The following is a 25,167-nucleotide window of genomic DNA, read 5'->3' as shown; positions in this document are numbered from 1 at the left end:
CCGAATGGGCCTACCGGCAGGTCTTCACCAGCAACCAAGCCCGCGCCGACGCCCTTGCCCCCTGGCTCGAGCTGTACAACACTCAGCGACGCCACACCGCCCTCGGCGGACTCCCACCGACCAGCCGTCTGTCACCAACCTGATGGCCGGGTACATCTAGGGTCGGTCCATGAGCGAGACCTCCGAGTGCCTGTTCTGCCGCCTCCTCGCGGGTGAGGTCCCGGCCGACGTCGTCGCCGAGACCGACCACTCGCTGGCCTTCCGCGACATCGGCCCCCAGGCGCCGACGCACGTCCTCGTCATCCCGCGCCGGCACGTCCCCGACGTCGGGACGCTCGCCGCCGAGTCGCCCGAGGAGCTGGCCGACGCCGTCGCGCTCGCGGCCCGTGTCGCCGACGACGAGGGCCTCGAGGGGTTCCGGCTCGTCGCCAACACCGGCGCGGCGGCGCAGCAGACGGTGTTCCACTGCCACCTGCACGTCCTCGGGGGGCGCGAGCTGACCTGGCCCCCCGGCTGACCGGCGCGCATTCCCGCGTGATGCCCGTCGGTGCGGGCCTCTAGACTGGCCCGACGATGTCAGACGCGCAGAACGACGGCCCGGCCCCCGACGCCGGCTCCAGCCCCAGCCAACCGCACGTGCCGCTGCACACGGTCACGATCCCGGCCGACGTCCAGATGGTGACGCTGCTCGGTCCCCGTGACGAGATGCTCCGGACGATGGAGCGCCAGTTCCCGCAGGTGCAGGTGCACGTGCGCGGCAACGAGTTCCACCTCGCCGGCCCCAGCGCCGAGGTCGCCCTCATCGAGCGCCTCATCGACGAGCTCCTGGACGTCATCGACGGCGGCCAGCCGCTCAACCGCGACGCCGTCGAGCGCTCCATCCAGATGCTCCGCGCGCAGACCGTCGAGCGTCCCGCCGACGTCCTGACGATGAACATCGTCAGCAACCGCGGGCGCACCATCCGGCCGAAGACGCTCAACCAGAAGCGCTACGTCGAGGCGATCGACGCGAACACCGTCGTCTTCGGCATCGGGCCCGCCGGCACCGGCAAGACCTACCTCGCGATGGCCAAGGCGGTCGCGGCCCTCCAGGCCAAGCAGGTCAACCGGATCATCCTCACGCGTCCGGCCGTCGAGGCGGGGGAGCGGCTGGGCTTCCTGCCCGGCACGCTCAACGACAAGATCGACCCCTACCTGCGACCGCTCTACGACGCGCTGCACGACATGGTCGACCCGGAGTCGATCCCGAAGCTCATGGCGTCCGGCACCGTCGAGGTCGCGCCCCTGGCCTACATGCGCGGCCGCGCGCAGCCCCTCGACAGCCGGGTCCACACCCCTGATGGCTTCCGCCGCTTCGGTGACCTGCAGGTGGGTGACCTCGTCACCGGCTCGGACGGCCGTCCCACGCCCGTGATCGGTGTCTACCCGCAGGGCCGGAAGGAGGTCTTCCGCGTCACCACGCAGGACGGCGCCTCGACCCTCGCCTGCGGCGAGCACCTGTGGACTGTCCGCACCCCGGAGGACAAGCGGCGGGGGCGCTGGCGCACCGTGCAGACGTCCGACATGGTCGGTCGCCTGCGCCGGGGCCACGTCCACCGGTTCGAGCTGCCCCTCGTAGAGGCCGTCGAGGTCGTGCCCCAGGACGTGCCGATGGACCCGTACGCACTCGGGCTGCTCCTCGGCGACGGCCGCCTCACGACGTCGACGACTCCGTCCTTCACGACGGCCGACCCCGAGCTCGTCGAGCGCCTCCAGGAGGCCCTCGGTGAGCCCCTGCTCGCCGTGGACGTCACGCGCAAGGACGGCTACGACCACGTCCTGCGTCACCGCGGCCACGGTCGCGGCGGGCTCCGGGTCGCCAACCCCGTCACCGAGGTGGTGCGCGCTCTCGGCCTCGCCGGCACGACGTCCCACACGAAGTTCGTCCCGCCGGTCTACCTCGACAACGCGCCGTGGGTGAGGCTCGCCGTCCTCGAGGGGCTGCTCGACTCGGACGGTGGCCCCGTCACCCAGGTCGACCGGACCTGCCGGGTCCAGTACTCGACCACCTCGCCCCGACTGCGCGACGACGTCGTCGCGATCGTCCGCTCCCTCGGTGGGGTGGCGACCTGGCGGGTCCGCCCGGCCGCCGGGCGCGCGCCCGGCCTGGCCAAGGGGCGTCCCGTCGAGCACCGCCACGACTCCTACACGGTCGAGCTCCGCCTCCCGGAGGGCTACGTCCCGTTCCGCCTGGGGCGCAAGCGCGACACGTTCCTCCGCCACGGCGGTGGCCGGCCGATGCGCTACATCGAGTCGATCGAGCCGGCGGGCACCGCCGAGACCATGTGCATCCAGGTCGCGGCGGCCGACTCGCTCTACGTGACCGACGACTACCTGGTCACGCACAACACCTTGAACGACGCGTTCATCATCCTCGACGAGGCGCAGAACACCTCGGGCGAGCAGATGAAGATGTTCCTCACCCGCCTCGGCTTCGGCTCGAAGATGGTCGTCACCGGTGACGTCACGCAGGTCGACCTCCCCGGCGGCACGACGAGCGGCCTGCGGATCGTGCGCGACATCCTCGGCGACATCGAGGACGTCCACTTCTCCGAGCTGACGGCCGCCGACGTCGTGCGCCACCGGCTCGTCGGGCACATCGTCGACGCCTACGACCGCTGGGACGCCGGCCAGCAGAAGGGTCCGCGCCGCGCGCCGACCCGCCGCCCCTCCCCGCAGGACGGCCCGGGCGCATGAGCATCGACGTCCTCAACGAGACCGAGGTCGCGCTCGACGAGCTCGAGCTCGTCGCCTGCGCGCGCTACGTCCTCCAGGAGATGCGCGTCCACCCGCAGGCGGACCTCTGCCTGCGTCTCGTCGACGAGGCCGCGATGGAGACCCTCCACGTGCAGTGGATGGACCTGCCCGGCCCGACCGACGTCATGAGCTTCCCGATGGACGAGCTGCGTCCCGGGCGCGACGGCGTGCCGCCGCAGGAGGGCGTCCTCGGCGACATCGTGCTCTGCCCGACCGTCGCCGCGAAGCAGGCCCGCGAGGCCGGCCACGCCACCGAGGAGGAGCTGCTCCTGCTCACGACGCACGGCATCCTCCACCTCCTCGGCTTCGACCACGCCGAGCCCGAGGAGGAGAAGGAGATGTTCGAGTTGCAGCGCCAGCTCCTCCTCACCTTCCTTGCCACGCGCGGCCGACCGAGCACCTGAGCCGGAGGACCCCATGACCCGGCTCGTCGTCGCGGCCGTCCTCGCGACCGTCGTCGCGTTCCTCATCTCGATGGCCGAGTCGGCCTTCCAGCGGATGTCGCGGGTGCGCGCCGAGGAGCTGGCCGACGAGGGCCGCCCCGGCGCCACCGCGCTCGTCCGGGTGGTCGGCGACACCGCCGCCTACCTCTCCGTGCTGTCGTTCCTGCGGGTCATCGCCGAGTCGACCGCCGCCGTGATGGTCACCCTCGCCGCGGTCGCGCTCGTCGAGGGCACGTGGCAGCCGTTCCTCGTGGCGATCGGCGTCATGGCGCTCATCAGCTTCGCCATCGTCGGTGTCTCGCCGGGCACCCTCGGCCGCCAGCACAGCTCGCGCGTCGCCCTGCTCGCGGCGCCCGTGGCGATCTGGCTGCGCCGGGTCCTCGGCCCGTTCTCGCGCCTGCTCATCGCGCTGACCAACGCCGTGACGCCGGGCAAGGGCTTCCGCGACGGGCCGTTCGAGAGCGAGTCCGAGCTGCGCGACCTCGTCGACGTCGCCCGCGAGAACCGGCTCATCGACTCCGACGAGCGCGAGATGATCCACTCCGTCTTCGAGCTCGGCGACACCTTGACGCGCGAGGTGATGGTCCCGCGCACCGACATGGTCGCCGTCGACGACGACCGGGTCTGCCGCCAGGCGATGAAGCTGTTCCTCCGCTCGGGGTTCTCGCGCATCCCGGTCGTCGGCGAGAGCGTCGACGACGTCGTCGGCATCCTCTACCTCAAGGACGTCGTGCGGCGGATGAACGCCGACCCGGCGGCCGTCACCCTGCCGGTCACCGAGCTGATGCGCCCGGCGCGCTTCGTCCCCGAGAGCAAGCCGGTCGACGCCCTCATGCGCGAGCTCCAGCTCGAGCAGACCCACCTCGCCGTCGTCGTCGACGAGTACGGCGGCACCGCCGGCATCGTGACGATCGAGGACATCCTCGAGGAGATCGTCGGCGAGATCACCGACGAGTACGACCGCGAGGCCTTCGAGGTCGAGGAGCTGCCCGACGGCCGCACGCGCGTCGCGGCGACGATGCACATCGACGACCTCGCCGAGCTCTTCGACGTCGACCTCGACGAGGACGAGGTCGACACCGTCGGCGGCCTCATCGGCAAGACGACCGGCCTCGTGCCGATCGTCGGGTCCTCCTGCGAGGTGGCGGGGCTGCGGCTCACGGCCGAGCGCATGTCCGGGCGGCGCCACCGCGTCGCCACCGTCCTCGTCGAGCGGGTCGCCCCCGAGCAGCCCGCCGACGCCGAGCTCGAGGAGAGCGTCGGATGACCGACAGCACCCCCATCGCCGCGCGGGAGGGCTACGTCGCCGGGTTCGCCTGCTTCGTCGGCCGCCCCAACGCGGGCAAGTCGACCCTGACCAACGCGCTCGTCGGGTCGAAGGTCGCCATCACCTCGAGCAAGCCGCAGACGACGCGGCACACCATCCGCGGCATCGTGACGACGGACGCGAGCCAGCTCGTCCTCGTCGACACGCCGGGCCTGCACCGGCCCCGGACGCTCCTCGGTGAGCGCCTCAACGACCTCGTCCGCGAGACGCTGCTCGAGGTGGACGTCATCGGCTTCTGCCTGCCCTCGGACCAGCGCGTCGGCCCGGGCGACCAGTTCATCGCGAACGAGCTCGCCGAGCTGCGCCGCGGCCGGCGCGTGCCGGTCGTCGCCATCGCGACGAAGTCCGACTCGGTCGACCGCCGGCGTCTCGCCGAGCACCTCATCGCCGTCGACCGGCTGGGCGACTGGGACGCGATCGTGCCGTGCTCCGCGACCCGCGGCGACCAGGTCGACGAGGTGGCGCAGGTGCTGTCCGGCTACCTGCCGCCCTCGCCCGGCCCGCTCTACCCCGACGGCCAGCTGACCGACGAGCCGGAGGCCGTCATGGTCGCCGAGCTCGTCCGCGAGGCGGCGCTCGAGGGTGTCCGCGACGAGCTGCCGCACAGCCTCGCCGTCGTCGTCGAGGAGATGGTCCAGCGCGAGGACCGGCCGGCCGACGACCCGCTCCTCGACGTGCGCGTCCACGTGTTCGTCGAGCGCGACAGCCAGAAGGCGATCGTCATCGGCCGCGGCGGCTCCCGTCTGCGGGAGGTCGGCACGAACGCCCGGCGCGGCATCGAGGCGCTGCTCGGGCAGCGGGTGCACCTCGACCTCCACGTCAAGGTGGCCAAGGACTGGCAGCGCGACCCCAAACAGATGCAGCGCCTCGGGTTCTGACGCGACGGCTCGTCAGGGTGCGCCGGCGCCGACGAGCAGCGCCACGGCGTGCGAGCGGTTGCGCGCGCCGAGCCACGCGACGACCTCGCGGACCTCGCGCGAGACGGTGCGCGGCCCGACGCCGAGCTCGTCGGCGATCTCCTGGTCGGAGTGCCCCTCGAGCAACAGGAGAGCCATACGGAAACGTCTCAGCGGCAGCGGGGGACGCAGCCCGGCCTCGCGCCAGGGCACGGCGGTCACCCATGCCTCCTCGAATGCGGCGTGCGCGAGGGCGACGAGGGCGGGGTCGTCGGTCCCATAGGCCGACCCCACGACCGCGGCGCCGTCCTGGCCGGGCACGACGAGGCAGCGCCCATCGACGAGCGTGAGGCGTTGGTGGACCGGCCCCACCAGGCACCCGGGCTCGAAGGACGTCAGGAGGGGCGACTCGTGGGCGTGGGTCGCGGAGAACACGACACGCTCCTGGAGGGCGCGGAGTCGAGGCGGCCGCGGGACCTCGCGCATGACCCGGGCGATCGAGGGGACGTGCCGGTCCGCCATCCGCCAGAACGAGTGCTCGGCGCTGGTCTCGAGCTCTGCGACGACGCGGGCGAGGTCTCGGCCCTCGCCGAGCAGCCGGAGGACGGGGTCGCGTCGGTCGAGCAGGGCCCGGACCCGGGCGGCGAGGGTGCTCGTGGCCGGGCGCGGCGGGGTCACGCGGCGCCAACGAGCATCGCGACCGCGTGCGCCCGGTTGCGCGCCCCCAGCCATCGGACGACGGCCCGCACCTCGAGGGACACGGTGCGGGCGCTGACGCCCAGCCGGTCGGCGATCTCGTGGTCGGAGCACCCGTCGAGGAGCAGGAGCGCGACGCCGAAGGTCCGGTCCGGCAGGGGCGGGAGCAGGCCGACCTCGGGCCACGGCACCGACCGCGCCCAGGTCTCCTCGAACGCCGCGGCCCCGAGCGCGACGAGGTCGGGGTCGTCGGTGCCGCACGCGGAGCCCGAGACCCCCACACCGTCCGGGCCCGGGACAACCAGGTAGCGCTCGTCGAGGAGGAGGAGCTTGAGGGGCACCGGCCCGATGCGCGCGTGGGGGTCGAAGGTGGTCAGCAGCGGGGAGGACCGGGCGTGGGCCGTGGAGAACACGACCCGCTCCTCGATGCCGCGCGCGCGCGAGCGGTCGTTGAGCGCGCGCATCCCGCGCGCCGTCGACGGCACGTGCCGGTCGCCGGCCAGCCAGAGGGACCGCGTGGTCCCGGCCTCGAGCTCCTCGAAGGTCGCGATGAGGGCCTGGCCCTCCCCGAGGGGCCGCAGGGCCGGGTCCCTCGTGGCGAGGAGCCGCCGGACGCGCTCGGCCAGCCGCAGGGCGGCCCCGACGTGCCGGTTCACGCGGCCCCCACGAGCATCGCGATGCCGTGCCCCCGGTTGCGGGCACCGAGCCAGTCGAGGACCGCGCGGACCTCGACGGCGACGGTGCGCGGGCTGACCCCGAGGGTCTCGGCGATCTCGCGGTCGCTCAGGCCGTCGGCCATGCCGAGCGCGACGTGGAACCGGCGGGGGGCCAGCGGCGGCCGCAGCCCGGCCTCCTCCCACGATCGCGCGGCCTTCCAGGTCTCGAGGAAGGCCCGAGAGGCCGGCTCCGCCACCTCGGGGTCGTCGCACGCCCACGCGAACACGTCGCCGTCCCGCGCCGCAAGGCCGAGCACGACGTCGCGCTCGTCCGCGACGAGGAGGGGCATGTCGACCGGTGCCAGGCGCATCGCGGGCTCGAACGTCGTCACCAAGGGGCGGGTCCTCGCTCGGGCCACCGGGTAGATGGTGCGCTCCTCGACCTGGCGGCTGCGCGAACGAGCGTCGAGGTGAGTGGCGAGCCGCACGACCGGGAGCCGGATCTCGCGTTGCATGTTCCACACGCTGCACTGCGTGCGGGCCTCGACCGCGTCGAGCTCGACCAGGGCGTCCGCGAGCCGGGGCAGCGGTCGCAGCACCGAAGAGCCCTGCGCGGCGAGCCGACCCACGTGGACGACGAGGCGTTCCATCGCGGACGGGTGGGGCACGGCGGCGTCTCCTGGGTCTGGTGGGGCGGCCCAGCCTAAAGGGGGTGATGCGGACCCGCAGCGGGTCAGGGGCCGGCGTCGCCGATGAGGGCGATGGCGTGCGACCGGTTGCGCGCGCCGAGGCGACGGATGAGCTCGGCGACCTCGGCCGAGACCGTCCGCTCCGAGACCCCGATGGCCCGCGCGATCTCCCGGTCGCTCGCGCCGTCCGTCAGGTGGAAGGCGATCTCGACCATGCGTCGGGTGAACGGTGCCGTGTCGCCCGGGTGGGGGTCGACGGCGGCCCGCCAGACGGCGTCGAAGGCGCGCACCGCGCCGCCGACGACCTGGGGTGCGGTGCTCGTCCACACCGAGCCGGCGAGCTCGTGGCCGGGCGGCGCGCCGACGTAGACCCGGCGGGCGTCGACGACGAGCAGGGGCGCGTGGACCGGGTGGTGCCGGAAGTACGGGTGGTGGTGGCTGGCGAGCACCGGCAGGCGGGCCGAGGTGACGCGGTCGGTGACGTAGCGGCCGTCGATGCCGGTCCGCCGCGAGGCGTCGGCGAGCGGTCGGGCCATCCGGACCTCCGACCACGTGGGGCGGAACGTCATGTGCCAGATGCTGCGGCGGACCGACCCGGCGAGCGCGGCGATGCCCGACTCGAAGGCCGGCGCGAGGTCGCCGAGCGGTTCCATCCGGGGGTCGCCCCGGACAGCGAGCGCCTGCACCCACCGGAAGAACTCGCCCACGTCGTACCCGTGCCCCCCGGCACCGTCCTGCGTCCCCACCGACCTGCTCCCTCCCACGGTTTGCGAGATCTCGCAATCACGCTTTCCCCCTCGGGGCTCCTCGGGTCACAGTAGTGCCGCGACGGCCACCGCCGACGGAGGTCGTCGCGCCACGTGGTCCTCCGGGGCGGAGAGCAGGCGTGGCCGGGTGCACCGTTCCAGGGGTGGGGGTGCCCCGGCCACGCCACCGGCTCGGGCCTGCTCGCCCGACCGGTGACCGGATGCCGGGCCGTCCACGGCCGGCGGGCGCCGCCCTCCCTAGACTGGCGGGCATGCGAGTCGGAGTCTTCGGTGCGACCGGTCAGGTCGGCAAGGTCATGCGTACCCTCCTGCACGAGCGGAACTTCCCGGTCGAGGAGATCCGCTACTTCGCGTCGGCGCGGTCCGCCGGATCGACGCTGCCGTGGGACGGCCGCGACGTCACCGTCGAGGACACGGCCACCGCCGACTTCTCCGGGCTCGACCTCGCGCTCTTCTCGGCCGGCGGTGCGACCTCGCGTGAGTGGGCGCCCCGCGTCGCCGCTGCCGGCGCGGTCGTCGTCGACAACTCGAGTGCCTGGCGCAAGGACCCCGAGGTGCCGCTCGTCGTCTCCGAGGTCAACCCCGACGACCTCGACGACATCCCGAAGGGCATCGTCGCCAACCCGAACTGCACGACGATGGCCGCGATGCCGGTCCTCAAGCCGCTGCACGACCTCGCCGGCCTCGTCCGCCTGCACGTCTCGAGCTACCAGGCCGTGTCCGGCTCCGGCGGCGTCGGCCTCACCGAGCTCGACGGGCAGCTGCGCGGCGGGTACGCCGCCGGCGACCCCAAGGACCTCGCGCTCGACGGCTCCGCGCTCGCCCTGCCCGACCCGCAGGTCTACGCCGTGCCGGTCGGCTTCAACGTCGTCCCGCTCGCGGGCTCGCTCGTCGACGACGGCAGCCTCGAGACCGACGAGGAGCAGAAGCTGCGCAACGAGTCGCGCAAGATCCTCCACATCCCCGGCCTGCGCGTGTCGGGCACGTGCGTGCGCGTCCCGGTGTTCAGCGGGCACAGCCTCGCGATCCACGCCGAGTTCGAGCGCGACATCAGCCCCGAGCAGGCGCTCGAGGTGCTCGGCCGCTCCGCCGGCGTCGTCGTCACCGACGTGCCCAACCCGCTCCAGGCGACCGGGCGCGACGAGGTGTTCGTCGGCCGCGTGCGCGCCGACCAAGCGGCCCCCGAGGGCAGGGGGCTGGCCCTGTTCGTCGTCGGCGACAACCTGCGCAAGGGTGCGGCCCTCAACGCGGTCCAGGTCGCCGAGGAGCTCGTCAAGCGACGCTGAGCGCTGGCCCCCGGGCGGGCCGACGCCTAGAGTCGCGGCCATGGCCACCGAGGACGAGTTCCGTGCCGCCGTCGAGGCGGTGTCCGGGCTGACGAAGGACCCGGGCAACGACACCAAGCTGCGCCTCTACGCGCTCTACAAGCAGGCCACCGAGGGCGACGTCGGTGGCAAGCGCCCGGGGATGATGGACTTCGTGGGTCGCGCCAAGTACGACGCCTGGGCCGCCGCTCGCGGGACGGACGCCGAGGCCGCCCGCGCCGAGTACGTCGAGGTCGCGCGGGGCCTCAGCGGCTGACGCCGTCGTGGTCGCGGACGAGGTGGACCCACGTCGCCGAGACCCGCATCCCCACCCGCCGGTAGAGCTCGAGCGCCCCGGTGCGGCTGTCGGTCGACAGCTCGCTGCGCACCGCGCCGTGCGCGGCGGCGTGGCCGAAGCCGTCGGCGAGGAGCGCCTGCGCGAGACCTCGCCCGCGGTGCTCGCGCGCGACGGCGACCTGGTCGACGAACCCGCACCCCCGCTCGTCGACGACGGTGAAGCAGGCGCCGACGACCTCGTCGCCGAGCGCCGCGACCCGGAGGTTCCACGGCTCGAAGCCGGGTCGCCGCACGGTGCCGGCCGCCCACTCGTCGTAGGTCTCGCCGGTGCGGTCCGACCACTCACCGAACGCGGTCTCGATGACCTCGTGCGCCGCGTGCCGGTCGGCCTCGCTCTCGGCGGTCCGCAGCCCGTAGCCCGGGGGCAGCGGACGCTCGGGCACGCGCGCCCCGGCCGGCAGCTCGAGCACCCAGGACGTCCAGCCGTCGCGGTAGCCGCGCGCCTCCAGCAGCCGGTGCCCGGCCGACCCGCGCGGGACCGTCTGCCCCACCGACGCCGCTCCGCTGGCCCGCGAGCGCGCCTCGGCCCATGCCGCGAGCCACGTCCCGACCCCGTGCCCGCGCGCGTGCGGGTGGACGGCGCCCTCGGCCCGGGTCCCGCGCCGGGCCACCTCCACCGCGCCCACGAGCCGCCCGTCGCGCAGGACACCCCGGGTGTCCGCGGCGAGGTCCATGCTCGGACGCGACCAGTCGGCCTCGATGTCGGCGCGTTCGAGCGCGACGACCCCGCTGTCCTCGAGCTGCGCGCTCGAGTACACGAAGTACGCGGCGTCGAGGTCGTCGGCGGTCAGCGCACGCTCGGTGCAGCCGGACGGGAGGGACGGCAGGTCGGGGGAGTGCGTCACCGGCACAGGATGGCCGACCTGCCGCGTGCCCCGCACCCGCGTTTCCCGCGGTGTCGCACACTGGGGTCCGTGACCACCGCCGACACCGACCTCCTCGCCGCCGCGTCGACGGGGGACGCCGACGCCGTCCGGGCCGCCCTCGACGCCGGCGCGCACACCGAGGCCCGCGACGACCACGACCGCACGCCGTTGCTCCTCGCGGCGGCCGCCGACCACGTCGAGGCCGCCCGGGTGCTCGTCGCCGCCGGCGCCGACCCGGACGCCCTCGACGACCGTCACGACACCCCGTGGCTCGTCACCGGCGTGACCGGGAGCGTGGCGATGCTCGAGGTGCTGCTGCCCGCCGACCCCGACCTCACCGAGGTCAACCGCTACGGCGGCGTCTCGGTCATCCCGGCGAGCGAGCGCGGCCACGTCGACTACGTGCGCCGGGTGGTGACGACCGGCATCGACGTCGACCACGTCAACCGGCTGGGCTGGACCGCGCTGCTCGAGGCGGTCATCCTCGGGGACGGGGGAGCGCGCCACCAGGAGATCGTCCGCATCCTCCTCGAGGCCGGCGCCGACCCGTCCGTCGCCGACGCCGAGGGCGTGACCCCGCTCGAGCACGCCGAGCGGCTGGGCCGCACCGAGATCGCGCGCCTGCTCCGCGAACGGGGCTGACGCGCGGGCCTCCCGCGGTGGTAGACCTGCGGCATGCGCCTGCACGACATCCCGCGGTACCCCCTGACCTTCGGCCCGAGCCCGGTGCACCACCTCCGCCGGCTGAGCGAGCACCTCGGCGGGGCGCAGGTGTGGGCCAAGCGCGAGGACGTGAGCAGTGGGCTGGCCTACGGCGGCAACAAGGTCCGCAAGCTCGAGTACATCGTCCCGGACGTGCTGGCCAGCGGCGCCGACACGCTCGTCTCCATCGGCGGGTACCAGAGCAACCACACCCGGCAGGTCGCCGCCGTCGCTGCGCACCTCGGGCTGAAGTGCCGTCTGGTGCAGGAGAAGTGGGTGCCGTGGGACGACCCGGTCAACGACCGCGTCGGCAACATCCTCCTCTCGCGGATGATGGGCGCCGACGCGCGGCTGGACCCGGCGGGCTTCGACATCGGCATCCGCGACTCGTGGAAGGACGCGCTGCGCGAGGTCGAGGAGGCCGGAGGGACGCCCTACCCGATCCCCGCGGGGGCGAGCGAGCACCCGCTCGGCGGAGTCGGGTTCGCGAACTGGGCCTTCGAGGTCGCCGAGCAGGAGAAGGCGCTCGGCGTCACCTTCGACACGGTCGTCGTCTGCACCGTCACGTGCTCGACGCACGCCGGGATGGTCGCCGGCTTCGCGGCGCTCGAGGACCTCACCGGGGTGCGGCGCCGGATCATCGGCATAGACGCCAGCGCCACCCTCGAGAAGACGCGGGCGCAGCTGGAGCGCATCGCCCGGCACACGGCCGAGGTCATCGAGCTCGGTCGCGACCTGCGCGACGACGAGCTCACCCTCCTGCCCGACTGGGCCGGCGACCTCTACGGCATCCCCGTCGACTCGACGATGGAGGCGATGCGCCTCGGCGCCCAGTACGAGGCGATGATCACCGACCCCGTGTACGAGGGGAAGTCGCTGGCCGGGCTCGTCGACCTGGTCCGCTCCGGGGACATCCCGAAGGACTCGACCGTGCTCTACGCCCACCTCGGCGGCCAGCAGGCGCTCAACGCGTACCACTCCCTCTGGCCGTGACCGGCGGGCACCCGCTCGACGACGTCGCCTGGGCGGCCCTCACCGGCCCGCAGGCCGGGCTCGCGCGGGCGGCCGCCGGGGGCCGCGCCCTCGGCTACCGCGACGGCATCGCCCCGTTCTGCGGGGTGGGCGTGGTCGACGGCGAGGGCTGGGACGCCCTCGCGGAGCTCGTCGGTCCCGGTGGCACCGCGGTGTTCCTGCGTGGCGAGGTCCCGCCCACGCCGGCCGGCTGGACCGAGCTCGTGCGCGAGCCGGCCACCCAGCTCGTCGCGGAGCGGCCCGTCGGGCGCAGCGGGGAGGACGGCGTGGTCGAGCTCGGTGACGCCGACTCGCCCGAGATGGTCCGGCTCGCGGCCGAGACCGAGCCCGGCCCGTTCGGACCGACGAGCCACCTCGCCGGTCGCTGGTTCGGGGTGCGCCGCGAGGGACGACTGGTCGCGATGGCCGGCGAGCGCATGCGGCCGCCCGGGTGGGGGGAGGTGTCGGGGGTGTGCGTCGCGGCCGAGGCGCGGGGCGCCGGCCTCGGGGCCCTCGTGACCCGTGCCGCCGCGGGCGCCATCGAGGAGCGCGGCGACCGGGCGATGCTCCACACCCGGCTCGGCAACGACGGCGCCGACCGGCTCTACCGGCGCCTCGGGTTCACCGTCCGTCGGCAGGTCGCCGTCGTCGTGGTCCGGCGCGACGGGTGAGCCCGACGGCCCGAGTCGTGGACACGTCGCTCGCCACCCCGCGACCCCTGTGGCATGCTCGACGTGTGCGTTCCTCGCGCCTCCTCCTTCGCTGCCGCGGCGGGGCCTGACATCGGCCGCCCCTCGTCGCGGAGCTCCTGCTGCACCCGGCCGGCCCCCGCAGACGAGACGAAGGCGTAGCGCAGAGATGATCCACCCCCAGCAGACCTCCGGGATGCCGACGGCGAAGTACCTGCCGTTCCAGGACCAGATCGAGGTCCACCTCCCCGACCGCACCTGGCCCGACCGCACGATGACGAAGGCGCCGCGCTGGTGCGCGGTCGACCTGCGCGACGGCAACCAGGCGCTCATCGACCCGATGGACTCCGAGCGCAAGATGCGGATGTTCAAGCTCCTCGTGCGGATGGGCTACAAGGAGATCGAGGTCGGCTTCCCGAGCGCCAGCCAGACCGACTTCGACTTCTGCCGCGAGCTCATCGAGGGCGGGCACATCCCCGACGACGTGACGATCCAGGTCCTCACGCAGAGCCGCGACCACCTCGTCGAGCGGACCTTCGACGCGATCCGCGGCAGCAAGCAGGCGATCGTCCACTTCTACAACTCGACCTCGGTCCTCCAGCGCCGCGTCGTCTTCGGGATGAGCGAGGACGGCATCGTCGACATCGCGCTCCAGGCCGCGCGCCTGTGCCGCAAGCTCGAGGAGACGGTGCCCGAGACCGACGTCTACTACGAGTACTCGCCGGAGTCCTACACCGGCACCGAGCTCGAGTTCGCCGTGCGGATCTGCAACGAGGTCATCGACGTCATCGACCCGACGCCGGACCACAAGATGATCATCAACCTGCCCGCGACGGTCGAGATGGCGACGCCCAACGTCTACGCCGACAGCATCGAGTGGATGATCCGCCACCTCGACCGGCGCGAGTCCGTCGTCGTCAGCCTGCACCCGCACAACGACCGCGGCGAGGGTGTGGCCGCCGCCGAGCTCGGCTACCTCGCCGGCGCCGACCGCATCGAGGGCTGCCTCTTCGGCAACGGGGAGCGCACCGGCAACGTCTGCCTCGTCACCCTCGGGATGAACCTCTTCAGCCAGGGCATCGACCCCGAGATCGACTTCTCCGACATGGCCGAGGTCCGGCGCACCGTCGAGTACTGCACCCAGCTGCCCGTCCACGAGCGCCACCCGTGGGGTGGCGACCTCGTCTACACGGCCTTCTCCGGCTCCCACCAGGACGCCATCAAGAAGGGCCTCGAGGACATGGAGCGCCGGGCGAAGGCCAAGGGCACGAGCATCGACGACCTCGACTGGGGCGTGCCGTACCTGCCGATCGACCCGCACGACATCGGCCGCTCCTACGAGGCCGTCGTCCGGGTCAACAGCCAGTCCGGCAAGGGCGGCGTCTCGTACCTGCTCAAGGCCGAGCACGGGCTGGACCTGCCGCGTCGCCTCCAGGTCGAGTTCAGCCACGTCGTCCAGCGCCGCACCGACACCGAGGGCGGCGAGCTCTCGGGCGCCGAGATCTGGGCGATGTTCGCCGACGAGTACCTGCACTCCGAGTCGCCCGACCACCGGTGGGGCCGGTTCAGCCCGGTCCGCTCGACGATCGCCGGCTCCGACGACGGCACCGACGTCATCGACGCCGTCATCCGGGTCGACGGGGTCGACACCCCCGTCCACGGCCGCGGCAACGGACCCATCGACGCCTTCACGGCGGCGCTCGCGACCCTCGACGTCGACGTCCGCGTGCTCGACTACCACGAGCACGCGCTGTCGGCCGGTGGCGACGCCCGCGCCGCCGCCTACGTCGAGTGCGCCGTCGGCGACCGCGTCCTCTGGGGCGTCGGGCTGCACGAGTCGATCGTCAAGGCGTCGCTGCGGGCCATCCTCTCCGCGGTCAACCGCGCCGAGCGCGCTCCCGCCGAGGGCTGAGCCCCGGTGTCCGGCACGGTCCTCGCGTGCGGGCTGGCGACGGTCGACGTCGTCCAGGTCGTCGAGGCCGTGCCGGGCCCGGACGAGAAGGTCGTCGCGCTCGCGGCCGACGTGACCGCGGGCGGCCCGGCGTGCAACGCGGCCCTGACCGCCGCGGCCCTCGGTGTGCCGACCCGGTTCGTCGGGGCGGTGGGCAGCGGGCCGCTGTCGGCCGTCGTGCTGCGCGAGCTCGCCTCCGGGGGCGTCGCGGTGACCGACCTTGCGCCCCCGGCCTTCGAGCCGCCCCTGTCGACCGTCCTCGTGACCCAGGCGTCGGGAGAGCGGGCCGTGGTGTCGCGCAACGCGGTCGGGGTGGCGGGCCTCGCAGCGCCGTCCGACTCGGCGCTCGACGCCCTGCTGGACGGGGTGGCGGCGGTGCTCGTCGACGGGCACCACCTGCCGGTCGCCGTGGCGGTCGCACGGGCCGCCCGGAGACGGGGCGTGCCGGTGCTCCTGGACGGCGGCTCGTGGAAGCCGGGGCTCGAGGAGCTGCTGGCCGAGACCGAGCTGGCCGTGCTGTCGTCCGCGTTCGCGGTGCCGGACGAGCCGAAGTCGGCCGACGTGCTCGGGGCCGTGCTGGCGGCGGGTCCGTCGTGGGCGGCGGTGTCCGACGGCGCCGGGCCGGTGCGCTGGCGCTGGGCGGGCGGGGTCCACGGCGAGGTGCCCGTGCCGGTCGTCGACGTCGTCGACACCCTCGGCGCCGGTGACGTCCTGCACGGCGCGCTGCTCGCGGAGCTCGGCCGCGGGGGAGCCACGGACCTGCCCGGCTCCCTCGCCCGCGCGGTGGAGGTCGCCTCGCGCTCGGTCGCCCACCCGGGCGCCCTCGGCTGGGCGCGGCAGCGATGAGTTCGTGCCCCGGGACGGGTCTGTCCTGACATGGACCCGATCCTCGTGATGCCCAACCTCCGCGTCTCCGACCTCGACGCCGCCGAGCGCTGGTACACCGCGCTGCTCGGGCGGGGGCCCGACGAGCGCCCGATGGACGGACTGCTCGAGTGGCGCCTCGGCCCCGGTGCGGGCCTGCAGGTCTGGCGCGAGCCGCACGCGGCGGGTCGCTCCGGCTGCACGATCGCCGTCGCCGACCTCGACGCCGTCGCCGCGCGGTTGACCGAGGCCGGCGTCGCCCACGAGGGTGTGGAGCAGGCGAGCAGCGTCCGCATCCTGCGGCTCGCCGACCCCGACGGCAACCGCGTCGTCCTCACCGACTGACCGCCCCCCGAGGAGCACCGATGGCCGACACCGTCGACGAGTACCTGGCCGGCTTCGAGGGCGAGGTCCGCGAGCGGCTCGACGCGATGCGGCGCGTCGTCCACGAGGTGGCGCCCGACGCGGTCGAGTCGATGGCCTACGGGATGCCCGCGTACAAGCTCGACAAGAAACCGCTGGTCTACTTCGCCGGGTTCGCGCGGCACGTCGGCTTCTACGCGACCCCCAACGGGCACGAGGCCTTCGCGGAGGAGTTCGCCGCGTACCCGCAGGGCAAGGGCTCGGTGCAGCTGCCGCTGGACCGGCCGCTGCCGCTCGAGCTCGTCCGTCGGGTCGTCGAGTTCCGCGTCGCGAGCATCCGCGGCTGACCGGCCTCGGGCGTCAGCGCACGCCCCGGACCCGGAACTGGATGCTGATGCGCGGGCCGACGGGGCGGGCGGTCTTCGGGACGGCGTGGTCCCAGGTGCGCTGGCAGGAGCCGCCCATCACGAGGAGGTCGCCGTGCCCGGCGGCGAACCGGCGGGAGGCACCGCCCTCGCGCGGGCGGAGCAGGAGGTCGCGCGGGGCGCCGACGGACAGGATCGCCACCATCGTGTCCTGGCTGCGGCTGCGCCCGATGCGGTCGCCGTGCCACGCCACCGAGTCGTGCCCGTCGCGGTAGAGGCACAGGCCGGTGGTGACGAACGGCTCCCCGAGCTCGGCGGCGTAGTGGGCCGAGAGGGCGTCGCGGGCCTCCTCGAGCGCGAGGTGGGGGAGCGGGTCACCCTCGCCGTAGAAGGACAGCAGGCGCGGGGTGTCGACGACCGAGTCGTACATCTGCCGCCGCTCGGCGAACCACGGGACGTCACGGCGCAGCGCCTCGTAGAGCTCGTCGGCGCCACCGACCCATCCGGTGCGCTCGTCGACCCAGGCGCCGTGGTCGAGCACCGTGCGCCGCACCGACCTGCCGAGCGGCCGGACCTCGATGCCGTCGGCGAGGTCGAGGAGCGAGCCCTGGAGCACTGCCATGCCGCGAGCGTATCCCGGAATCGAACACGTGTCCAGAGGTCTCGCCGCACGTTCGACGCGCGCGGGAGGGGCCGGGTCCGCGACCGGCGGGCGCGCGGTGCCCGCTGCGAGAGTGGCGCCATGAGCGAGGAGAACGCACAGGTCGTGGCCGTCGTCGGTGCCTCGGGGGTGCTCGGCGGGCTGGTCGCGCGGGGGCTGCAGGAGCGGGGGGCCACCGTCGTCGCGGTCGGACGGGACGCAGGTCGGCTGGGCGAGGCCGTCCCGGGGGCGACCCAGGTGGTCGGCGAGATCGGGGACGCCGCGCTGGGGGACCGGCTCGTCGCGCACTGCCGCCAGGAGCACGGACGGCTCGACGGGGTGGTCAACGCGGCGGGCGTCGTCGCCTTCGGGACGCTCGTCGACACCGACGACGCCGTCATCGAGGAGCTCTTCCTCACCGACGTCATCGGCCCGCTCTTCCTCGCGCGCCGGGTGCTGCCCGCCCTGGCCGAGACCAAGGGCTACCTCGCGAACCTCAGCGCGGTCGTCGCCGAGGCGCCCCTGCCCGGGATGGTCGCCTACGCCGCGGCGAAGGCGGCCCTGACCGCCGCCGACCGCTCGCTCGCCCGCGAGGCCCGCCGCAGCGGCGTGCAGGTCATCGACCTGCGGCCCCCGCACACCGAGACCGGGCTCGCGACGCGCCCGCTGGCCGGGACGGCGCCGTCGCTCCCGCAGGGGCTCGAGCCCCAGCGGGTCGCGCAGGTCGTGCTCGACGCGATCGAGCAGCGCACGGCCGAGGTGGCATCCGGCGACTTCGCCTGAGCTGCAGGCCTACTCCTCCTCGTCGGCGCGCTCGTCGTCGTCGTCGTCCCACGTGATCGACAGGGACGAGCCGTAGGCGCTCCCGGACATCGGCGCGTAGGCGAACCATCCGCCGCCGTCCGCGCCGGGCGGCGGGGGCGGGTCCCAGAGCACCTGCTCGCGGGTGGCGGCCTCGCGCAGCGGAGCCAGGGGGAGGGAGGCCGCGCTCTCGGGGACGCCGAGGTGGTCCCAGCGCACGACGAGGTCGAGCGCGTCACCGTCGGGGAACGGATGGAGCCACCACGAGCGGCTGGAGCGCAGCGCGTCGCCCTGGCCGCCGGTCTGCGCGAGGGTCGAGGGGCCGGCGTCCTCGTCCGGAGCGCCGTGCGGGGGGCGGTGGCCGAGGCGCGTCCCGTCGGCGAGCCGGACGCCGACGCGCGGCTCCTGCTGCTCCCAGACGTGCGCGACGTCGTCGACCGGTCGGGTGGCGCCGGGCCGGACCCACGTCTCGACCTCGATCTCGAGACCCCGCGAGTAGGCACGCGCCCGGGTCGCCCGGACGACGACGTCGGCGCTGGTGAAGATCTCGACGTCGAGGGGGACGGTCACGCCCACGACGTGCCGCGGCGGCATCCACGGGATGTCGTACTCGGGCTGATCGTGCTCGTGCTCCTCCGGCTCCGGCCACGGGTCGAAGAACGGCTGCTGCGTCATCCCGGCAGCGTAGGGCGCGGCGGTGTCGCCGGGGTGGGGTTGGATGGTCGCGTGCCCGTCCCGCCCCTGACCGAGGAGGTCGTGTCCGCGCCGGTCGACGTGCCGGCGCTGCGGGCCTGGCTCGTCGCGCACGCCGTCGACGGCGTCGAGACGACCAGGTCCGGGGCCGGCGGGAGCATCCACCGGCGGGCGGTCGGGGACGGGTGGCTCGAGGTCGTGCTGCCGGGGTCAGGTGCGCCGGTGCTGCGCTCGGGTGGACCGGGTGCGGCGAGCGCCCTGGAGGCGGGGCGGCGGTGGCTCGGGCTCGACCTCGACCCGGCGCCGGGGGTCGCGGCGCTCGCGGACGACCCCGTCCTCGGGGCGCTGGTCCGGGTGCGGCCCCACGTGCGCGTGCCGGGGGCGCCCGACCCGTTCGCGGCCGCGGTCAACGTCGTCCTCGGGCAGCACGTGTCGCTCGCGGCCGGCCGGGTGTTCGCGACCCGGCTGGCGGCGCTGCTGCCCGTCGAGCCGGTGGCGCTCGCGGCCGCCGACCCCGACGAGCTGCAGCGAGCGGTGGGCGTCACCGGCGCCCGCGCCCGCACGCTCGTGGCCCTCGGGGCCGCGGTGGCCGGGGGGCTGTCGCTCGAGCCCGAGCCCGACCCCGTGCTCCGGGCCGCGCGACGGGCCGAGCTCCTCGCGCTGCCGGGGGTCGGCCCCTGGACCGCTGACCTCGTGATGATGCGCTGCCTGCGCGACCCCGACGTCTTCCTGCCCGGCGACCTCGTCCTGCGCAAGGCGCTGGGCGGGGTCGCGGCCCGCGAGGCCGCCCGCCTGGCCGAGGCGTGGGCGCCGCACCGCAGCCTCGCCGTCGTGCACCTGTGGACCCACCACGCCCTCGACCCACGCTGACGCCGGCGGACGTCGGGGCGGGGATCGTGGCGTCCCTCGTGGCGCGAGACCGGGGGTGATCACCCCACGTCCCGCGCCACGAGGCGCGCCTCGGTCGCGGACGGGCTTGTCGTGCCTCGGTCTGGGGATGGACCGCGATAACCGCGCACGTGCGGCCTTGTCGAGTTCTGGGAGGGGGTCGGACAGCGATAACCCCGCACGTGCGAGGTCGTCGTGCGCTGGGAGGGGGTCGGACCGCGATAACCGCGCACGTGCGGGCTTGTCGTGCGCTGGGAGGGGGATGGACCGCGATAACCCCGCACGTGCGAGGTCGTCGGCGGGGCGGCGTCGGGGATGTCGGTGCGGGGGCGGATGATGGTGCGGTGCCCCTCTACCGCGACGAGGCGATCGTGCTGCGCACCCACAAGCTGGGTGAGGCCGACCGCATCGTCACCGTCCTGTCCCGGCGCCTCGGCAAGCTCCGGGTCGTCGGCAAGGGCGTGCGCCGCACCCGCTCCCGGTTCGGGGCGCGGCTCGAGCCGGGGATGCACATCGACCTCCAGTGCTACGAGGGTCGCACCCTCGACACCGTGACCCAGGTCGAGACGATGGACCCGTGGGGCGAGGCGATCGCCCGCGACTACCCCGCGTGGACGGCGGCCACGGCGGTGCTCGAGACCTGCGACCGGCTGACCGAGGAGCGCGAGCCCGCCCTCCAGCAGTACCTCCTGCTCGCCGGGGCGCTGCGCAGCCTGGCCCACCGCGAGCACGACCCCGGCCTCGTCCTCGACGCCTACCTCCTGCGGGCGATGGCCATCGGCGGCTACGCCCCGAGCTTCCACGACTGCGCCAAGTGCGGCGCGCCCGGCCCGCACCGCGCCTTCCACGTCGCGGCCGGCGGCGCGGTCTGCCCGGTCTGCCGCGCGCCCGGCTCGACCGCCCCGCACCCCGACACGCTGCGCCTGCTCGCCGCGCTCCTCGCCGGGGACTGGGCGCTCGCCGACGACGCCGACCAGCGGCAGCGCCGCGAGGGCAGCGGCCTCACCGCGGCCTTCCTCCAGTGGCACCTCGAACGCGGCATCCGCAGCCTCCGTATGGTGGAGCGGTGAGCGGCCCCACCCCCTACGAGCGCCCCTTCCCGCACCCCAGCGGCGCGCAGGCCCCGGTCATCGAGGCGTCGCGGATGCCGCGCCACGTCGCCGTGGTCATGGACGGCAACGGCCGCTGGGCCAACCAGCGCGGGCTCGCCCGCACCAAGGGCCACGAGGCCGGCGAGGCCGCGCTCCTCGACGTCGTCGCGGGCGCCATCGAGGTCGGCGTCACGCACCTGTCGGCGTACGCCTTCAGCACCGAGAACTGGAAGCGCAGCCCCGACGAGGTCCGCTTCCTCATGGGCTTCAACCGCGACGTCATCCGGCGCCGCCGCGACCAGCTGCACGCGTGGGGCGTGCGGATGCGCTGGGTCGGCCGGCGGCCGCGCCTGTGGGGCTCGGTCATCAAGGAGCTCGAGACGGCGCAGCAGATGACGCGGCACAACACCGGCCTGACGCTGTACTTCTGCGTCAACTACGGCGGCCGCGCCGAGATCGGGGACGCCGTGCAGCGCCTCGCCCAGGACGTCGCGGCGGGCCGGCTCAAGCCGCGCAGCGTCGACGAGCGCACCGTCGCGCGCTACCTGCCCGAGCCCGACATGCCGGACGTCGACCTCTTCGTCCGCAGCTCCGGCGAGCAGCGCACGAGCAACTTCCTCCTGTGGCAGAGCGCCTACGCCGAGATGGTCTTCCAGGACCGGCTGTGGCCCGACTACGACCGGCGTGACCTCTGGGCCGCGGTCGAGTCCTACGTCGACCGCGAGCGGCGGTACGGCGGCGCCGTCGACGCACCCGGCCTGCCGGAGGCCCCGGCCGGCTGACCTCGCCCGACGGCCGTCAGCGGCGTGCGGCGCACTGCGCGCAGAGACCGTCGATCTCGACCGTGTGGCGCACCTGCGTGAAGCCGTGCTCGGCGGCCACGGCCTCGGCCCACCGCTCGACGGCGTCGCCGGTGACCTCGACCGCGAGACCGCACGAGCGGCACACGACGTGGTGGTGGTGGTCGTCGGTCGCGCACGAGCGGTAGACCGCCTCGCCGTCCGCGGTGCGGATGACGTCGACCTCGCCGTCGGCGGCCATCGCCTGGAGGTTGCGGTAGACCGTGGCCAGCCCGACGCGGGTGCCGTCGCCGGCCATCGACGAGTGGATCTCCTGGGCGGACCGGAACTCGACGGTGCCGGTGAGCGCCTCGGCGATGGCCGCGCGCTGGCGGGTGGGCCGGCGGGCGGCCTGCGTCTGCTCGGTCATCGGGTCCCTGCCTCCTGCGGCCGGTCGTGCTCGGGTGCGTGGTGGTGGCCGTGCTCGTCGTAGTGCCCTTCGTGGGCGGCGTGCCGGTGGCCGTCGTGGAGGTAGTCCACGTGGTCGTCGTGCTCCACGGCGTCGTGGCCGCAGCGCGGCCCGTGCTCGTGGTCGTGCCGCTCGGCCCGCCGATGCGCGGCGCGGCGCGCTCGCCCGACGAGCCCGGTGGCGACGGTGACCGTGAGGAACAGGCCGATGGCGATGAGGACGATCGTGCCGCCGGACGGCGTGCTCGCCTCGTACGACACGGCGACGCCGCCGACGCTCGAGACGACGCCGACGAGCACCGCCCAGCGGACGCTCGCCCCGAAGCTGCGCGCCAGCAGCTGGGCCGTGGCGTTGGGGACGATCATCAGCGCGCTGATGAGCAGCAGCCCGACGATCCGCATCGAGACGACGACCGTCACGGCGGTGAGGACGGCGAGCACGAGGTTGTAGGCGAGGACGGGCAGGCCGGCCGAGCGCGCGTACTCCTCGTCGTTGGCGACGGCGAAGAACCGTTGCCGCAGCACGGTGGTCACGACGAGCACGACGACGGTGAGGGCGGCGAGCAGGGCGAGGTCGCCGCCGCTCGTCGTGAGGATCGCCCCGAAGAGGTAGGCGGTGAGGTTCGAGGGGTTGCTCGCGGACGAGCGGGCGATGAGGACGACGCCGAGGGCGATGCCGCCGTAGAACATCACGGCGAGCGCGACGTCGCCGCTCGTGCGGCCGCTGGCGCGGATCAGCTCGATGGCGACACCGGCGAGCACTGCGGCGACGAGGGCGGTGAGGACGGGCTGCGACCCGGTGAGGATGCCGACCGCGACGCCGGCGAGGGCGACGTGGCCCATCCCGTCGCCGATGAGCGACATCCGCCGCTGGACGAGGAAGGTGCCGACGAGCGGCGCGGCGATGCCGGCGAGCAGCGCGGCGAGGAACGCCTGGCGCATGAAGTCGAGGGCGAGCATCTCGCTCACGGGTGCACCTCCCGGGGGGCGTCGAAGGGGCCGCCGACCGGCGTGGGGCGCGTCGGGTGGTGGTGGTCGTCGTGGTGGTGACCGGCGCCGGGGGCGTGCGCCGCGAGGTGGGCGGCGTACTCGGGCGGCGTGCCGTCGAAGTCGAGGTGGCCGTCGTCCATGCAGACGATGCGGGTGACGACGTCGCGCAGGGCGTCGAGCTCGTGGGTGACGATGAGCATCGAGGTGCCGTCGGCGGCCAGGTCCCGGAGGGTCGCGGCGAGGGCGTCCTGGCTCGCGCGGTCGACGCCGGCGGTCGGCTCGTCCATCACGAGCAGGTCGGGGTGCCCGGCGAGGGCGCGGGCGATGAGGACCCGGCGCTGCTGCCCGCCGGAGAGGGAGGCGACCTCCTCGTCGGCGCGGTCGGCGAGGCCGACGGCGGCGATCGAGGCGGCGACGACGTCGCGGTCGGTGCGCCCGGCGGGCTTCCACCACGGGCGGTGCGGCAGGCGTCCGACGGCGACGATCTCGGCGACGGTGGCGCGCACGGTGGCCGACAGCGAGTGGCGCTGCGGCACGTAGCCGATGCGCGTGTGGTCGTGCAGCTCCGCGCGCGGCACCCCGAGCAGGCGGACCTCGCCGCCCTGGTGCTCGGTCAGGCCGAGGAGGCCGCGGACGAGCGTCGACTTGCCGGAGCCGTTGGGGCCGAGGAGGGCGACGACCTCGCCCGCCCGGACCGTGAGGTCGACGCCGGAGACGACCGTGCGGTCGGCGTACCCGAAGGCCGCCGACCGCAGGTCGATGAGGGGGACGTCGCTCACCGACACTGCTGGCCCTTCTCGAGCGTCGCGAGGTTGCTGCGCATCACCTCAAGGTAGTCCGTGCCCGCCGAGGAGTCGGTGATCCCCTCGATGGGGTCGAGGACCTGCACGGTGGCCCCGGTCTCGCGGGCGAGGGTCTCGGCGAGGGCGGGGGAGACGAGCGTCTCGCTGTAGACGGTCTTCACGCCGTGCTCCTCGATGTGGGTCGCGAGGTCGCGCAGCGTGGCGGCGTCGGGCTCGGCGTCGGGGGAGATGCCCGCGATGCCCTCCTGCGAGAGGCCGTAGCGCTGGGCGAGGTAGGCGAAGGCTGCGTGCCCGGTGACGAGCTCCTTGCTCTCGCACTGCGCGAGGCCGGTGCGGAACTCGCCGTCGAGGGCCTTCAGCTCGCCGACGACCGTCTCGGCGTTCGCCCGGTAGGTGGCGGCGTGCTCGGGATCGGCCGTCGCGAAGCGCTCGCCGACGGCGGTGGCGACCTTCTCGAAGCGCACCGGGTCGAGCCAGAAGTGCGGGTCCTGGCTCCCCTCGTGGGCGTGGTCGGCGTGCTCCTGCGCGCTCTCGCCGGCGTGGTCGTGCCCGTCCTCGGTGGCGGTGAGGCTGAGGTCGGCGTCGGCCGAGACGTCGAAGGCGGCGTCCTTCGCCTGGCTCGCGACGGCGTCGTCGACGGCCGGCTGGAAGCCCTCGAGGTAGAGGACGACGTCGGACTGCGCGAGCTCGCCCACGTCCTTCGGGGTGAGCTCGAGGTCGTGCGGCTCGGCGCCCGGCTTGGTCAGCGCGCGGACGTCGACGAGGTCGCCACCGACCTGCTGCGAGACCCACTGGAGCGGGTAGAACGCGGCCGACACCTCGAGGGCCTTGTCGCCGGCGCCACCGGAGCCGGGGTCGCTGCTCCCGCAGCCCGCGAGGACGAGGAGGGGGGCGGCGGCGAGGGTGACGAGAGCGCGCTTCATGACAACGATTCTCATTCAAGATGAGAACCGTTGTCAAACTGACGGACGGTGCCGGGCGGTCAGGTGCGGGGGAAGGCCTGGGTCAGGAGGATCGCGACCATCACCGCGACGACGGCCAGGCGCATGAGGCGCTCGGCCGACGACAGCCGCGGCCACGCCAGCGCGAGGATCCACGCGAGGAGCAGGACGACGACGCCGATGAGCAGCCAGCCGGGCGAGGGCAGGAGGATGCCGGCGACGACGAGCACGAGCACGAGGAGGAAGGGGACCGCCCGGGGGAGGGCGTCCAGCCGGCGCAGCGCGGGCAGGCTGGCCCGCTCGAAGGACTCGCGGAGGGTCGACACGGTGG

30 protein-coding genes and 3 pseudogenes are annotated in these 25,167 nt (G+C 74.3%); 21 read left to right on the top strand and 12 right to left on the bottom strand.

Annotation, left to right across the window (positions count from 1 at the left end; all coding sequences use genetic code 11):
- The 8 genes and pseudogenes from KMZ30_RS16890 to era form a co-directional block, all read left to right on the top strand.
- Nucleotides 1-143 (top strand): integrase core domain-containing protein (locus tag KMZ30_RS16890; RefSeq protein WP_215512587.1); only part of this gene is annotated, 143 nt, incomplete at its 5' end.
- Nucleotides 144-169: 26 nt separating this feature from the next.
- Nucleotides 170-517, top strand: coding sequence for a histidine triad nucleotide-binding protein (locus KMZ30_RS16885; protein ID WP_215514359.1), 348 nt, complete (start codon nt 170-172; stop codon nt 515-517).
- A gap of 56 nt (nt 518-573) precedes the next feature.
- Nucleotides 574-1,305, top strand: a pseudogene (locus KMZ30_RS16880) (PhoH family protein); the annotation flags it as partial.
- A pseudogene (locus tag KMZ30_RS22735) lies at nt 1,294-2,109 on the top strand (hypothetical protein); the annotation flags it as partial. The pseudogenes KMZ30_RS16880 and KMZ30_RS22735, both read left to right, overlap by 12 nt.
- Before the next feature lie 276 nt (nt 2,110-2,385).
- Nucleotides 2,386-2,736, top strand: a pseudogene (locus KMZ30_RS22730) (PhoH family protein); the annotation flags it as partial.
- On the top strand, nt 2,733-3,200 hold the full coding sequence (ybeY, locus tag KMZ30_RS16865) for an rRNA maturation RNase YbeY (protein ID WP_215514358.1): 468 nt from the start codon (nt 2,733-2,735) through the stop codon (nt 3,198-3,200). The pseudogene KMZ30_RS22730 and the gene ybeY, both read left to right, overlap by 4 nt.
- Before the next feature lie 13 nt (nt 3,201-3,213).
- Entirely contained in the window at nt 3,214-4,506 is a 1,293-nt protein-coding gene (locus KMZ30_RS16860; protein ID WP_215514357.1) for a hemolysin family protein, read from the top strand.
- On the top strand, nt 4,503-5,444 hold the full coding sequence (gene era, locus KMZ30_RS16855) for a GTPase Era (protein ID WP_215514356.1): 942 nt from the start codon (nt 4,503-4,505) through the stop codon (nt 5,442-5,444). The genes KMZ30_RS16860 and era overlap by 4 nt, the downstream gene beginning before the upstream one ends.
- A gap of 12 nt (nt 5,445-5,456) precedes the next feature.
- Here the strand turns inward: era and KMZ30_RS22105 are convergent, their stop codons facing one another.
- From KMZ30_RS22105 to KMZ30_RS22100, 4 genes are all read right to left on the bottom strand, one after another.
- Entirely contained in the window at nt 5,457-6,140 is a 684-nt protein-coding gene (locus KMZ30_RS22105) for a helix-turn-helix transcriptional regulator (protein WP_215514355.1), read from the bottom strand.
- Nucleotides 6,137-6,814 (bottom strand): helix-turn-helix transcriptional regulator, encoded by a 678-nt coding sequence (locus tag KMZ30_RS16845; protein WP_215514354.1) that lies wholly within the window; start codon nt 6,812-6,814, stop codon nt 6,137-6,139. Before KMZ30_RS16845 ends, KMZ30_RS22105 begins: the two co-directional genes overlap by 4 nt.
- On the bottom strand, nt 6,811-7,482 hold the full coding sequence (locus KMZ30_RS22450; protein WP_215514353.1) for a helix-turn-helix transcriptional regulator: 672 nt from the start codon (nt 7,480-7,482) through the stop codon (nt 6,811-6,813). Before KMZ30_RS22450 ends, KMZ30_RS16845 begins: the two co-directional genes overlap by 4 nt.
- A 65-nt stretch (nt 7,483-7,547) precedes the next feature.
- Nucleotides 7,548-8,249, bottom strand: coding sequence for a helix-turn-helix transcriptional regulator (locus KMZ30_RS22100; RefSeq protein WP_215514352.1), 702 nt, complete (start codon nt 8,247-8,249; stop codon nt 7,548-7,550).
- Nucleotides 8,250-8,521: 272 nt separating this feature from the next.
- On the opposite strand from KMZ30_RS22100, the gene KMZ30_RS16830 reads away from it, so the two are divergent.
- Both KMZ30_RS16830 and KMZ30_RS16825 read left to right on the top strand, forming a co-directional pair.
- Entirely contained in the window at nt 8,522-9,556 is a 1,035-nt protein-coding gene (locus KMZ30_RS16830) for an aspartate-semialdehyde dehydrogenase (protein ID WP_215514351.1), read from the top strand.
- 40 nt (nt 9,557-9,596) lie between these two features.
- Entirely contained in the window at nt 9,597-9,851 is a 255-nt protein-coding gene (locus tag KMZ30_RS16825; protein ID WP_215514350.1) for an acyl-CoA-binding protein, read from the top strand.
- On the opposite strand, the gene KMZ30_RS16820 is transcribed toward KMZ30_RS16825, so the two are convergent.
- Complete coding sequence (locus KMZ30_RS16820; protein ID WP_215514349.1) at nt 9,841-10,776, bottom strand: GNAT family N-acetyltransferase; 936 nt, start codon at nt 10,774-10,776, stop codon at nt 9,841-9,843. The genes KMZ30_RS16825 and KMZ30_RS16820 overlap by 11 nt on opposite strands.
- A 69-nt stretch (nt 10,777-10,845) precedes the next feature.
- On the opposite strand from KMZ30_RS16820, the gene KMZ30_RS22445 reads away from it, so the two are divergent.
- The 7 genes from KMZ30_RS22445 (at nt 10,846) to KMZ30_RS16785 (ending at nt 16,724) form a co-directional block, all read left to right on the top strand.
- Nucleotides 10,846-11,439, top strand: a complete 594-nt coding sequence (locus KMZ30_RS22445; protein ID WP_308279887.1) for an ankyrin repeat domain-containing protein — start codon at nt 10,846-10,848, stop codon at nt 11,437-11,439.
- Between the two features lie 33 nt (nt 11,440-11,472).
- Nucleotides 11,473-12,492, top strand: a complete 1,020-nt coding sequence (locus KMZ30_RS16810) for a 1-aminocyclopropane-1-carboxylate deaminase (RefSeq protein ID WP_215514347.1) — start codon at nt 11,473-11,475, stop codon at nt 12,490-12,492.
- Complete coding sequence (locus KMZ30_RS22440) at nt 12,489-13,181, top strand: GNAT family N-acetyltransferase (protein WP_215514346.1); 693 nt, start codon at nt 12,489-12,491, stop codon at nt 13,179-13,181. The genes KMZ30_RS16810 and KMZ30_RS22440 overlap by 4 nt, the downstream gene beginning before the upstream one ends.
- Nucleotides 13,182-13,368: 187 nt before the next feature.
- Nucleotides 13,369-15,111: a 2-isopropylmalate synthase gene (gene leuA, locus KMZ30_RS16800; RefSeq protein WP_215514345.1), complete on the top strand. Its 1,743-nt coding sequence runs from the start codon at nt 13,369-13,371 to the stop codon at nt 15,109-15,111.
- 6 nt (nt 15,112-15,117) lie between these two features.
- Nucleotides 15,118-15,996 (top strand): PfkB family carbohydrate kinase, encoded by an 879-nt coding sequence (locus KMZ30_RS16795; RefSeq protein WP_215514344.1) that lies wholly within the window; start codon nt 15,118-15,120, stop codon nt 15,994-15,996.
- A gap of 30 nt (nt 15,997-16,026) precedes the next feature.
- Nucleotides 16,027-16,359: a VOC family protein gene (locus tag KMZ30_RS16790; protein ID WP_215514343.1), complete on the top strand. Its 333-nt coding sequence runs from the start codon at nt 16,027-16,029 to the stop codon at nt 16,357-16,359.
- A gap of 20 nt (nt 16,360-16,379) precedes the next feature.
- Complete coding sequence (locus KMZ30_RS16785) at nt 16,380-16,724, top strand: iron chaperone (RefSeq protein ID WP_215514342.1); 345 nt, start codon at nt 16,380-16,382, stop codon at nt 16,722-16,724.
- A gap of 13 nt (nt 16,725-16,737) precedes the next feature.
- On the opposite strand, the gene KMZ30_RS16780 is transcribed toward KMZ30_RS16785, so the two are convergent.
- Complete coding sequence (locus KMZ30_RS16780) at nt 16,738-17,364, bottom strand: alpha-ketoglutarate-dependent dioxygenase AlkB (RefSeq protein WP_215514341.1); 627 nt, start codon at nt 17,362-17,364, stop codon at nt 16,738-16,740.
- Nucleotides 17,365-17,484: 120 nt separating this feature from the next.
- Here KMZ30_RS16780 and KMZ30_RS16775 point away from each other — a divergent pair, with 120 nt between their 5' ends.
- The gene (locus tag KMZ30_RS16775; protein WP_215514340.1) at nt 17,485-18,165 is read left to right on the top strand and encodes an SDR family NAD(P)-dependent oxidoreductase; all 681 of its coding nucleotides are present in this window, start codon (nt 17,485-17,487) and stop codon (nt 18,163-18,165) included.
- Between the two features lie 9 nt (nt 18,166-18,174).
- Here the strand turns inward: KMZ30_RS16775 and KMZ30_RS16770 are convergent, their stop codons facing one another.
- Complete coding sequence (locus KMZ30_RS16770) at nt 18,175-18,858, bottom strand: hypothetical protein (protein WP_215514339.1); 684 nt, start codon at nt 18,856-18,858, stop codon at nt 18,175-18,177.
- A gap of 51 nt (nt 18,859-18,909) precedes the next feature.
- Between KMZ30_RS16770 and KMZ30_RS16765 the strand changes: the two genes are divergently transcribed.
- The 3 genes from KMZ30_RS16765 (at nt 18,910) to KMZ30_RS16755 (ending at nt 21,637) form a co-directional block, all read left to right on the top strand.
- A complete protein-coding gene (locus KMZ30_RS16765; RefSeq protein ID WP_215514338.1) occupies nt 18,910-19,746 on the top strand; it encodes a DNA-3-methyladenine glycosylase family protein in 837 nt (278 codons plus the stop codon).
- 362 nt (nt 19,747-20,108) lie between these two features.
- Nucleotides 20,109-20,834, top strand: coding sequence for a DNA repair protein RecO (gene recO / locus KMZ30_RS16760; protein ID WP_030529316.1), 726 nt, complete (start codon nt 20,109-20,111; stop codon nt 20,832-20,834).
- Nucleotides 20,831-21,637, top strand: coding sequence for an isoprenyl transferase (locus tag KMZ30_RS16755; protein WP_215514337.1), 807 nt, complete (start codon nt 20,831-20,833; stop codon nt 21,635-21,637). The genes recO and KMZ30_RS16755 overlap by 4 nt, the downstream gene beginning before the upstream one ends.
- Nucleotides 21,638-21,653: 16 nt before the next feature.
- Here KMZ30_RS16755 and KMZ30_RS16750 read toward each other — a convergent pair whose 3' ends face one another.
- From KMZ30_RS16750 to KMZ30_RS16730, 5 genes are read right to left on the bottom strand one after another with little or no spacing between them, the layout of a single operon-like run.
- Nucleotides 21,654-22,064 carry a Fur family transcriptional regulator gene (locus tag KMZ30_RS16750; protein ID WP_173029179.1) on the bottom strand — a complete coding sequence of 137 codons (411 nt, stop codon included), beginning with the start codon at nt 22,062-22,064 and terminating at the stop codon, nt 21,654-21,656.
- Nucleotides 22,061-23,071 (bottom strand): metal ABC transporter permease, encoded by a 1,011-nt coding sequence (locus KMZ30_RS16745; protein WP_215514336.1) that lies wholly within the window; start codon nt 23,069-23,071, stop codon nt 22,061-22,063. The genes KMZ30_RS16750 and KMZ30_RS16745 overlap by 4 nt, the downstream gene beginning before the upstream one ends.
- On the bottom strand, nt 23,068-23,871 hold the full coding sequence (locus KMZ30_RS16740; protein WP_308279886.1) for a metal ABC transporter ATP-binding protein: 804 nt from the start codon (nt 23,869-23,871) through the stop codon (nt 23,068-23,070). Before KMZ30_RS16740 ends, KMZ30_RS16745 begins: the two co-directional genes overlap by 4 nt.
- A complete protein-coding gene (locus tag KMZ30_RS16735; protein WP_226903323.1) occupies nt 23,868-24,818 on the bottom strand; it encodes a metal ABC transporter substrate-binding protein in 951 nt (316 codons plus the stop codon). Before KMZ30_RS16735 ends, KMZ30_RS16740 begins: the two co-directional genes overlap by 4 nt.
- Before the next feature lie 59 nt (nt 24,819-24,877).
- Entirely contained in the window at nt 24,878-25,162 is a 285-nt protein-coding gene (locus KMZ30_RS16730) for a DUF6703 family protein (protein ID WP_215514333.1), read from the bottom strand.
- Between the last annotated feature and the right edge of the window lie 5 nt (nt 25,163-25,167).

This window comes from Phycicoccus mangrovi (assembly GCF_018729305.1).
GTDB classification, from domain to species: domain Bacteria; phylum Actinomycetota; class Actinomycetes; order Actinomycetales; family Dermatophilaceae; genus Phycicoccus; species Phycicoccus jejuensis.
The sequence above is the reverse complement of the archived record's forward strand: the minus strand, read 5'-3'. Positions and strand labels throughout refer to the sequence as shown.

What these genes read in the sequence shown, in the direction of transcription:
- KMZ30_RS16885 (WP_215514359.1), top strand. Translation starts at nt 170, where the DNA reads ATGAGCGAGACCTCCGAGTGCCTGTTCTGCCGCCTCCTCGCGGGTGAG.
- ybeY (WP_215514358.1), top strand. Translation starts at nt 2,733, where the DNA reads ATGAGCATCGACGTCCTCAACGAGACCGAGGTCGCGCTCGACGAGCTC.
- KMZ30_RS16860 (WP_215514357.1), top strand. Translation starts at nt 3,214, where the DNA reads ATGACCCGGCTCGTCGTCGCGGCCGTCCTCGCGACCGTCGTCGCGTTC.
- era (WP_215514356.1), top strand. Translation starts at nt 4,503, where the DNA reads ATGACCGACAGCACCCCCATCGCCGCGCGGGAGGGCTACGTCGCCGGG.
- KMZ30_RS16830 (WP_215514351.1), top strand. Translation starts at nt 8,522, where the DNA reads ATGCGAGTCGGAGTCTTCGGTGCGACCGGTCAGGTCGGCAAGGTCATG.
- KMZ30_RS16825 (WP_215514350.1), top strand. Translation starts at nt 9,597, where the DNA reads ATGGCCACCGAGGACGAGTTCCGTGCCGCCGTCGAGGCGGTGTCCGGG.
- KMZ30_RS16810 (WP_215514347.1), top strand. Translation starts at nt 11,473, where the DNA reads ATGCGCCTGCACGACATCCCGCGGTACCCCCTGACCTTCGGCCCGAGC.
- leuA (WP_215514345.1), top strand. Translation starts at nt 13,369, where the DNA reads ATGATCCACCCCCAGCAGACCTCCGGGATGCCGACGGCGAAGTACCTG.
- KMZ30_RS16790 (WP_215514343.1), top strand. Translation starts at nt 16,027, where the DNA reads ATGGACCCGATCCTCGTGATGCCCAACCTCCGCGTCTCCGACCTCGAC.
- KMZ30_RS16785 (WP_215514342.1), top strand. Translation starts at nt 16,380, where the DNA reads ATGGCCGACACCGTCGACGAGTACCTGGCCGGCTTCGAGGGCGAGGTC.
- KMZ30_RS16780 (WP_215514341.1), bottom strand. Translation starts at nt 17,364, where the DNA reads ATGGCAGTGCTCCAGGGCTCGCTCCTCGACCTCGCCGACGGCATCGAG.
- KMZ30_RS16775 (WP_215514340.1), top strand. Translation starts at nt 17,485, where the DNA reads ATGAGCGAGGAGAACGCACAGGTCGTGGCCGTCGTCGGTGCCTCGGGG.
- KMZ30_RS16770 (WP_215514339.1), bottom strand. Translation starts at nt 18,858, where the DNA reads ATGACGCAGCAGCCGTTCTTCGACCCGTGGCCGGAGCCGGAGGAGCAC.
- KMZ30_RS16750 (WP_173029179.1), bottom strand. Translation starts at nt 22,064, where the DNA reads ATGACCGAGCAGACGCAGGCCGCCCGCCGGCCCACCCGCCAGCGCGCG.
- KMZ30_RS16735 (WP_226903323.1), bottom strand. Translation starts at nt 24,818, where the DNA reads ATGAAGCGCGCTCTCGTCACCCTCGCCGCCGCCCCCCTCCTCGTCCTC.